An 8,321-nucleotide genomic window follows, 5' to 3' on the forward strand; every position below is an offset into this window, starting at 1 on the left:
ATGAGTTAAACCAGATAGGGATAAAAATAGATATGTATCGGCAGGAGTACAGATTTACTCCTGCTTTCGCCTTTATTCAGGCGGTTTGACGTGTAGTACGCTGCATATATTCCCTCTCCATTTCCCGCATTTCCTCGTCTGTGGGAATATCCACAATCCCGACATAGGAATAGTAAATGTCGATTTGCTGTGTCCGTTTCCCGTCCTTTTTCTCACGCTCATGGATTACGATTTTATCCACAAATGCGTTTAGGATTTCGGGCGTGAGTTCGTCAATGCGGGTATATTTCTTTGTGACGGCTATCAGCTTTGATACATTGGTGGTTTCCATGTCGGCTTCGCTGACTTCGGCTGTTAAGGATTCGATTTCCTGTTTTAGCTGTTCCTGCTCCGCTTCGTATCCGTCTGACAGCTTGCAAAAGCGTTCGTCATTCAGCTTTCCGTTGACATTGTCCTCGTAGATTTTACGGAACAGGCGGTCAAGCTCATCCATCCGCTTTTCGTCCTTTTCTATCTGTTTCTGCTTTGCAGACAGTTCGTATCGGCGTTCCGCAAGGGTGGTGTCTATCTGTTGTCGGATAAATACACGCTCAAACTGCTGCAGATAGGACAGGAAATGCTGAAGCTGTTTCAAAACCAACTGATTTAGTGCGTCTTCTCGGATATAGTGCTGCGTACAGTTCTGCGTGCGGCTCGTCCGCTTGTACTGGGAACAGCGGAAATGCGTGTATCTATTGGCAGTGGCAAGGCTTAGTTTTGCCCCGCAGTCGGCACAATAAAGCAGTCCAGAAAACATGCTCGTAATCCCGCTGTTGGTCGGTCTGCGTTTATTTTCCCGTATCATCTGCACCTTATCCCACACTTCCCTGTCAATAATCGGCGTATGGGCGTTCTCAATATATGCCCGCATTTCCTTTGCGGTTGGGATACGCTTCTTGCTTTTAAAGCCCAAACGGGTGGATTTGAAGCTCTCCGTACAGCCGATATACGCCACATTTTCCAGAATAGCAGCTACGGCTGACGGCTCCCAACAATACGGATTTTCCGAAACCCTCGCCACGCCGACGCCCTTTGACGCTTTGTAGGCTGACGGGGTAAGCACCTTTTCCTCCCACAAAATAGTGGCAATGGCTGACATTCCGTTTCCCTGCATACAGAGGAAAAATATCCTGCGGACAACCGCCGCCGCTTCCTCGTCCACAAGCCATCGGGTATTATCATCAGGATTGCGTAAATATCCGTAAGGCGGCGCACCCAGATGTTCGCCCGCAAGCCCCTTCGCTTTCTTGACTTCCTTTACTTTTTTGCTCGTGCTTTTGGGATACCACTCATTAAAAAGGTTGGTAAATGCGGCAAATTCGTTGCTCTCAAGGCTGCCCGTGTCCACATTGTCCATGATGGCGATAAAGCGCACCCCTGCTTCGGGATAAATGATTTCGGAGTATGAGCCGACCTCGATATAGTTCCTGCCAAAGCGGGAGAGGTCTTTTACAATGACCGTTGTTACAAGCCCCTTGTCAATATCCTCTGACATTTTCTTAAAAGAAGGGCGGTTAAAATTCGTACCCGTATAGCCATCGTCCACATAGTAGGTGGGATTTGGAAACCCGTGTTCCTTAGCGTACTTGAATAGATATTCTTTTTGATTTACGATACTGTTGCTCTCGCCTTCACGTCCATCGTCCTGACTCAGACGACAGTACAAGGCGGTGATTTCTTCCTGCTGTCTTTGCAATGCTTTCTCCTTTCCGACAGCAGACACGATAGTATGAAGTGTAGATACAGTATACCACGCCTGCGGTCAAACTTCAACGCTTTAAAGCGATAATCTTTCCGATATTTCTTAATCCTCATCATAACCCTCGGAATCAAAACTGTAATCTGCTGTGTCCCGCATGAATATCCTGCTGAGAAGCCCAAGCAAGTCCCTCCCGTCCTCTCGGAAATGTGCGGTCACTGTATATTCCGTGCCGCCGATTTTCTCGCAGAGCGTTGCCTGTTCAGGGATACGCATAAGGGGCATAATGTTTTCAGCAGGCGGCAGGGGCGGGTACACCCTATTCGGGTTTACCATTGAGATACCCTTATTTTCGTCTAAAATTTCCGTAAGTTCCTGTTCTGTCAGTCTGCTCATCGCAATGCGTCCTCCCTCTTGCGGTCTGTCCTGCCATTCTGGTTTGACCTTTGATTTTCAACCGTATCGTGGATTTGGTTCAAGCAGTCATCAATGTGGGCAGAGCGTTTTTCAATCCCGTCCGCATATTTCAGCCGCTTTCGCAGCTCCGTTATCCGTTCCGTCACCCCGTTTTTTTCTTCTCGGAGCGTTTCTTTCTCGGCGGGTGAAGCACGCCGTATCTTATTCTGCAAATGCCGCCGATAGTTGGTAAGCCTGTCCATTTCCGTCTGGTTCTTCTCCCTGTCGGCGTGCAAATCGGAGAGGGTGGAGATGTTATGCTCCGACATATAGCGTACCTGTGTGGTAATCTCATCCAGTTTCCGAAGCTCCTCTTTCATAAGCGGGCTTGTCGGCTTGTAGTCCGTGCCTTTGGGAAATATCCCCAACTGATAGCACCAATAGTAATACAACGCTAAGATTCCCCTTGTTTTCTGGTGCGGTTTCCAAGCCTTTTTATATTCTTCGGGCATATGGGGAGAGTAGGAAATCTTTGCTTTGTAGTTCCCATATCTTGCCCTTGTGCCTAAATGTGAACGGATAAAATCGGGCGTTAAGCGTTCATCAAGCGTATCTAATCTTGTGAAATGCTTATACTGCGGCAGCTTCATTTTCCAATGCCCGCCCGAAAAATCAACCTCGTAGCCTTTGTCGATTAGATACTTCATCATGTGCGGAATATCCCGACTGCCGCTGATTGCCTCCGCTAAATCTTCCAGATAGACGTTGTAGCGTGTCGGCTTGCCGCTCTTTTCATCCAGATACAGCGGTCTTGACGGTGCTTTCTTCGGGTTCTCAATCACCGATAATCCGTACTCTCTGCACAAGCGGTCTGACGTTTCCCTTAGCCGTTTCTGCTCCGATTTTGAGTAATTATATTTGCTCCCATCCAGATAGGAAACAGAGTTGAAGCAGAAGTGATTGTGGAGATGCCCCCTGTCAAGGTGGGTGACAACGATTATCTGGTACTTGTCGCCCCACATTTCCCTCGCAAGTTTTAAGCCGATTTCGTGGCATTGTTCGGGCGTTACTTCGTCTGGCTTGAAGCTCTGGTAGCCGTGCCAAGCGATATACCCGCCTGTCTTCTGGTACTGCTTTTTCGTTAGAATCATCTGCTGTAACGCTGTTTCTTTTAAACAGTTGATGGCGGAAACAAACTCTCCATTGTCCGTTTTCTGTGGATTCTTCACATAGGAGAACACGTCAAAGAAGTCCTGCATCTCCTTATTCGGCACGGTCTTTTCTGGGTTTTCCACATAAGAAATTAAGTCTTTCAACCGTCCTTCGATGTGCCAGAGGCTCGTTGCCGCCATATCAGACTGCCCCCTGTTCCGTCAATTTTTCCATGTCAAACTGCTGTGGGAGGGTATAATTCCGTTGCAGTTCCAAGATAAAATCCTCAATCTCCCTGCATATTTCATCAGCGGAAGGGGCGTAGGGGATACACTTTTTAAAGGCTACGTGTACTTCGTAAAGCGTGCCTAATAGTTCCCAAAATTCTTTCTCTGGCTGTGGCTGCGGTGCGTTTCCCCTGCATAACTGACGCATAAATTCTGCGGTGGACAGACCGCAGGCGGATGAATACTGCTTTAATTTTTCATGTTCTTCTTCGCTCAATCTAAAAGTAATGCATACTTTTTCTGATTTTTCTCTACTCATTTTTCTTAATCCTCCAGTTTTATTTTTCCTTTTATCGGGGTAGCTAGGGGTTGTCCCCTAAGTTAGTCCACACGCCTTTAGGGTGTGGATTGGATTGTGGCTGACACAATCCGATGCTCGCTATCTCTGTGGACAACTCCGCAGAGCATTTTTCTGTGTAACGGCTTTCTTAATGCCTGCCTTTACCCTCCGAAAAGGAAATCCTATGTCCTTTCCACCTCCGTTCTGGATTTTATTGCCTTTGACTTTTGGATAAATGAAAAAGCCGCCACACTGCATCACGAACGACAAGAGGATTCCCTCCCGCTCTGATTCGCAATGCTATGTAGCGGCTTTGAAATTCAAAACCCATGTCAGCCTTGCCGATTGGCTGACATTTCAATCTTATATCTATGTGCTTATTTAATTTTCAATCTTCCAATTTCCCCATTGGTATTTCAGAATACCATAGCGGCAATATGGCTGTCAAGATTTTGCACAAACTTTTTAGTATTCTCTATGGACAGGGATTTTATTCACTTATTCTAAAATTGGGTGGGAGAATTTTATCCCCCACCCAATAGCCCATAAGAAAGCATGCTGTATTAGATGACTATAAAATCTTCCGCAACTTTTTTCTAAGATGGTCTAACCGTGCATAGATAGCACCCGTCGTTAAATGCACAAGCGGGGCAATCTCTTTTGTGGAATACCCTTTCATTTTCAGCAGAACGATTTGCAGTGTACGCCTGTCCACCGTAAGTAATGCCTGATACAGATTTTCATCTTCGATTTCATCCAGTAAATCTTCAACGGTCTTTACTTCGGCTGACTGTTCCCTGTCTGCCATTCCCTCAAGGTATTCCCCGAAATCGCTTGTCCAATGGTAAAACCGCCTGTTGGAATTAAAGTCTGCCCTGTCGTCAATACGGATTTGTTCGATGGTAGCTTCATCAACTCCATGTTCCCGCAACACTTTTTCCTCGGCTTCTTTCCAGATACGCCACTTCCTGTCCTCACGTCCGTTGTTATATGCCATTCTTTTTTCCTCCAATCAATCTGAATCTTTGAAAACATAAAAATCCAGATTGAAAGGCGGCGAACGACACTTAACACCAATAATAGTCCTGCGGCACTTTCCAACCAAAAACGACAAAAGAAAAACCGCAAAGGCTTTGTGACCTTTACGGTTATGGGAAATACTAATTCTGTTGTATGGAGATTGTACTTCTACCTTCATGGTGGGAAGTACCGTTGCACTGGCAGGGATTTTTTTAACTGGCTTCCCGCCATTCCCTGATGTGCTATGTATAAATAAACTTTGCTTTATATAAGCAGATGGGCAACCGCCCGAAAAAAGGAACATAAAAACCCTCCAAATTTAAAAACAAATTCAGAGGGTAATTTAGGGTATAACAAAATAACCCACCCGAATATCGTTTTTTTTATTTGGTGAGTTTGTTCTTTCAAATACGAAACAAAAAGAGCCGATGATTCGTGAATTGTTCCACAATTTCATCGGCTCTGCGTCTTAAGCGTCTGGCTCTTTGATGACAGTTATCTTCAAGTTGTCAACTTTAATCAATCTTTCTTGTCTGCATTTTGGACAATAAAGGGGATAATTCTTCAAAACAGTGTCCTTCCTAATTTTATTACGGGTTTTGCTCCCACAAACAGGACATAATATCCATTCGCATTTCATCATAATTAGCTTCTAATCCTTTCAAATCTCATTTTATACGACTTATGCAAGCTGTTAGGCTAACTTGTGGAACATATGCCGAACCTTATCTATACGGCTATTCGGGCGGCGGGGTTGGCAAATAAGTTTACCAGTAGCTGGCTGGTATCCTTTTAACTCTGTCAAGCAGACTCCCTGCCCATTTGTGAAATAAGTTAAATCGTTCCTGTATTCTTGAATACATCTAGCAGGGATTTCTCCTTTCAGAATGACCTCGTCATTCTTTATCTGAGTACTTACAATATCTGCACAATACCTTGGAGCATCATGATACGCCCGTGAGAGATATTCCTGCGGTGCATAAATTTCAAAGTGGAGATATGGCTCTAATAGTTCTGTCCCTGCTTTTTTTAAAGCCTGCTCCAATACGATAGGGGAAAGCAGCCGAAAGTCTGCGGGGGTACTTACAGGACTATAATACAATCCATATTCAAAACAGATTTTACAGTCTGTCACTTTCCATCCATACAGCCCCTGCTCGCAGCCATAAAGAACCCCCTCCATAACCGCATTTTGGAACGATTGGTTTAAATATCCAAGTGAAACTCTGCTTTCATACTGCACTCCACTTCCAATAGGGAGCGGCTCTATGGACAACCCGACAGAAGCCCAGAAAGGATTTGGCGGGACTTCTATGTGGATGGTATATTCTGCTTTTCTAAGCGGTCTTTCCATATATATAACAGTAGGCTCTTTTATTTCTGCCTCCACATGATATTTTTCCTCAAGGATGGCACAAATGACTTCCATCTGCACTTTCCCCAAAAAAGAAAGTATAATCTCATGCGTTGTAGTATCCACATAATATTTTAAAAGAGGGTCGCCATCTGAAATTTCTGTAAGTGCCCCAAGCAATATTTCCCGCTGTTCAGATTTCTTTGCTGCAATCGTTGTTTGGAGCATAGGGAGAGGATTTTCAATAAATGTTCTCTGCGGCAACAGCATTTCGTTCCCCAAAATACTGTTTAGCTGCAAAACATCATTTGGTAAAATTACAATATCACCAGAGCAGGCTGTATCGGATGAACATAATTCACCGTTTGTCGGAACACACATCTCTGTGATTTTTATTTTCTCTTTTTCAGATATTTTAATAACATCCCTCAAATGCAATGTTCCGCTATATATACGCACATAAACAAAACGCCGCCTTTTCTCTGAATATTCAATCTTAAAAACCTGCCCGCATAGTTCAGATTGACCTTCAGGCGTTGATGAATAAAACTTACTGGCAATCACTTCTATAAGCTGCCGAATCCCCAGATTGTTTTTAGCGCTTCCGTGATAAACGGGAAATAACGTTCCGTTTTGGAATCTCCTGTTTTCTTCCTGTTCCAGTTCTGACATTTTAAACGGTTTCCCTGACATATATTTCTCTAATAGTTCATCGTTTCCCATAATTACCGCATCCCACTGTTCCATATCGTCATTGTCCGTTACATTTATATGAGGATGCTGCCCAACCTTTTGCTTCACTATAATTTCCGAAGAAAGCTTTGCTTTCATTTCTTGATATACCATTGGCAAATCAATCCCCTCTTGGTCAATTTTATTGATGAAAAAAATTGTCGGAATCTTCATTGTCTGTAGTGCATGAAACAGTATACGGGTCTGTGCCTGTATGCCATCCTTTGCAGAAACTAATAATACTGCTCCGTCTAATACGGATAAAGAACGGTATACTTCCGCCAAAAAATCCATATGGCCTGGCGTATCTATAATGTTGACTTTTACATCCTCCCACTGAAAAGATGTCACTGCTGTCTGGATAGTGATTCCCCTTTGACGCTCCAAATTCATTGTATCTGTCCTTGTTGTGCCTTTATCTACGCTCCCTGGTTCTGCAATTGCACCACTGGTATACAATAAACTCTCCGTTAATGTTGTCTTTCCTGCGTCAACGTGAGCCAGAATGCCTAAGTTAATTATTTTCATGTGATTTTCCTCCTATCAACACCCAAAAAAGGGCATAAAAATACCCAGTGATAAATACTCCTATCACTGGGTAAATAACTCCAATAGCCCCAAAACACTTATATGTTTTCGGGCATATAAAATTACATGATAAAAGTATTCTTAAACTGGGTACAAAAAACTAAGCCCCATATTAAAAGTGAAACGGGACTGCTACTTTTTGTTCCCACTATCAAATTGACAGTTTATTTAAGAATACCTTGCCGCATATTTATTAACTCCTTGTATAATACTGAATCTAATTATATTCCTTAACCCTTTATTTGTCAAGCTGACAAACTAAAGCAGAAAAAGCGGCAGGATTTCCCCCTGCCACTAATCATCTGTTTATGCAAAAATAATTTCCTTTTCCACAATCTCCCTCGCACAAGCCCTTATGTTATTCGTTCTTCCAGTCCATTCTAAGGCGTTTTCTTCCTTTAGGCATTCCGTTATGCCCTGTGCTTGCTTCATGCCCTCTATGAGCCGTTCAAAGTGTTCCTGTGCCTGTCTGTCAATGTCGGCAAGGTAAGCATTGAGCCTGCCGCTTGTGAGAAGATTGGTGTATGTAATTTTGCGGTACTCCCGCAGATAGTCCAAGTGCCGCCGTCCGAATAAGTCTATCGACTGTTCCTTTTCGGGTGGTATGGTAAGGCAGGGTAAAATGTATTCGCCTTGCCGTTCGTATCTGCCGCCCATTTCCTCAAAGATTGATTGTACCATTTGTTTTTCCTCCAAATAAGATATTCACTCCATACTCATGTCTGCTATCATTAACACAATTTACGTTTTCTCCTTATCTGGTTTCATACATAA

At 43.8% G+C, this 8,321-nt stretch carries 8 protein-coding genes; all 8 read right to left on the reverse strand.

Translation table 11 applies throughout. From position 1 onward, the window contains the following. Nucleotides 1–76: 76 nt before the first annotated feature. A complete protein-coding gene (locus DMI82_RS19275; RefSeq protein WP_146203331.1) occupies nt 77–1,735 on the reverse strand; it encodes a recombinase family protein in 1,659 nt (552 codons plus the stop codon). A gap of 108 nt (nt 1,736–1,843) precedes the next feature. Beyond that, nucleotides 1,844–2,134: a hypothetical protein gene (locus tag DMI82_RS19280; RefSeq protein ID WP_033126094.1), complete on the reverse strand. Its 291-nt coding sequence runs from the start codon at nt 2,132–2,134 to the stop codon at nt 1,844–1,846. Continuing rightward, nucleotides 2,131–3,486 carry a relaxase/mobilization nuclease domain-containing protein gene (locus tag DMI82_RS19285; protein WP_033126095.1) on the reverse strand — a complete coding sequence of 452 codons (1,356 nt, stop codon included), beginning with the start codon at nt 3,484–3,486 and terminating at the stop codon, nt 2,131–2,133. Before DMI82_RS19285 ends, DMI82_RS19280 begins: the two co-directional genes overlap by 4 nt. A 1-nt stretch (nt 3,487) precedes the next feature. Then, on the reverse strand, nt 3,488–3,832 hold the full coding sequence (locus DMI82_RS19290) for a plasmid mobilization protein (RefSeq protein ID WP_033126096.1): 345 nt from the start codon (nt 3,830–3,832) through the stop codon (nt 3,488–3,490). Between the two features lie 592 nt (nt 3,833–4,424). Then, entirely contained in the window at nt 4,425–4,850 is a 426-nt protein-coding gene (locus DMI82_RS19295) for a sigma-70 family RNA polymerase sigma factor (protein WP_033126097.1), read from the reverse strand. A gap of 492 nt (nt 4,851–5,342) precedes the next feature. Further along, on the reverse strand, nt 5,343–5,516 hold the full coding sequence (locus DMI82_RS19310) for a cysteine-rich KTR domain-containing protein (RefSeq protein ID WP_071705139.1): 174 nt from the start codon (nt 5,514–5,516) through the stop codon (nt 5,343–5,345). A 51-nt stretch (nt 5,517–5,567) separates the two neighbouring features. Next, nucleotides 5,568–7,487, reverse strand: a complete 1,920-nt coding sequence (tet(O), locus tag DMI82_RS19315; RefSeq protein ID WP_008399617.1) for a tetracycline resistance ribosomal protection protein Tet(O) — start codon at nt 7,485–7,487, stop codon at nt 5,568–5,570. A 366-nt stretch (nt 7,488–7,853) separates the two neighbouring features. After that, complete coding sequence (locus DMI82_RS19320; protein WP_015535394.1) at nt 7,854–8,228, reverse strand: TnpV protein; 375 nt, start codon at nt 8,226–8,228, stop codon at nt 7,854–7,856. Between the last annotated feature and the right edge of the window lie 93 nt (nt 8,229–8,321).

This window comes from Blautia sp. BCRC 81119 (assembly GCF_003184505.1).
GTDB lineage: Bacteria > Bacillota > Clostridia > Lachnospirales > Lachnospiraceae > Blautia_A > Blautia_A fusiformis.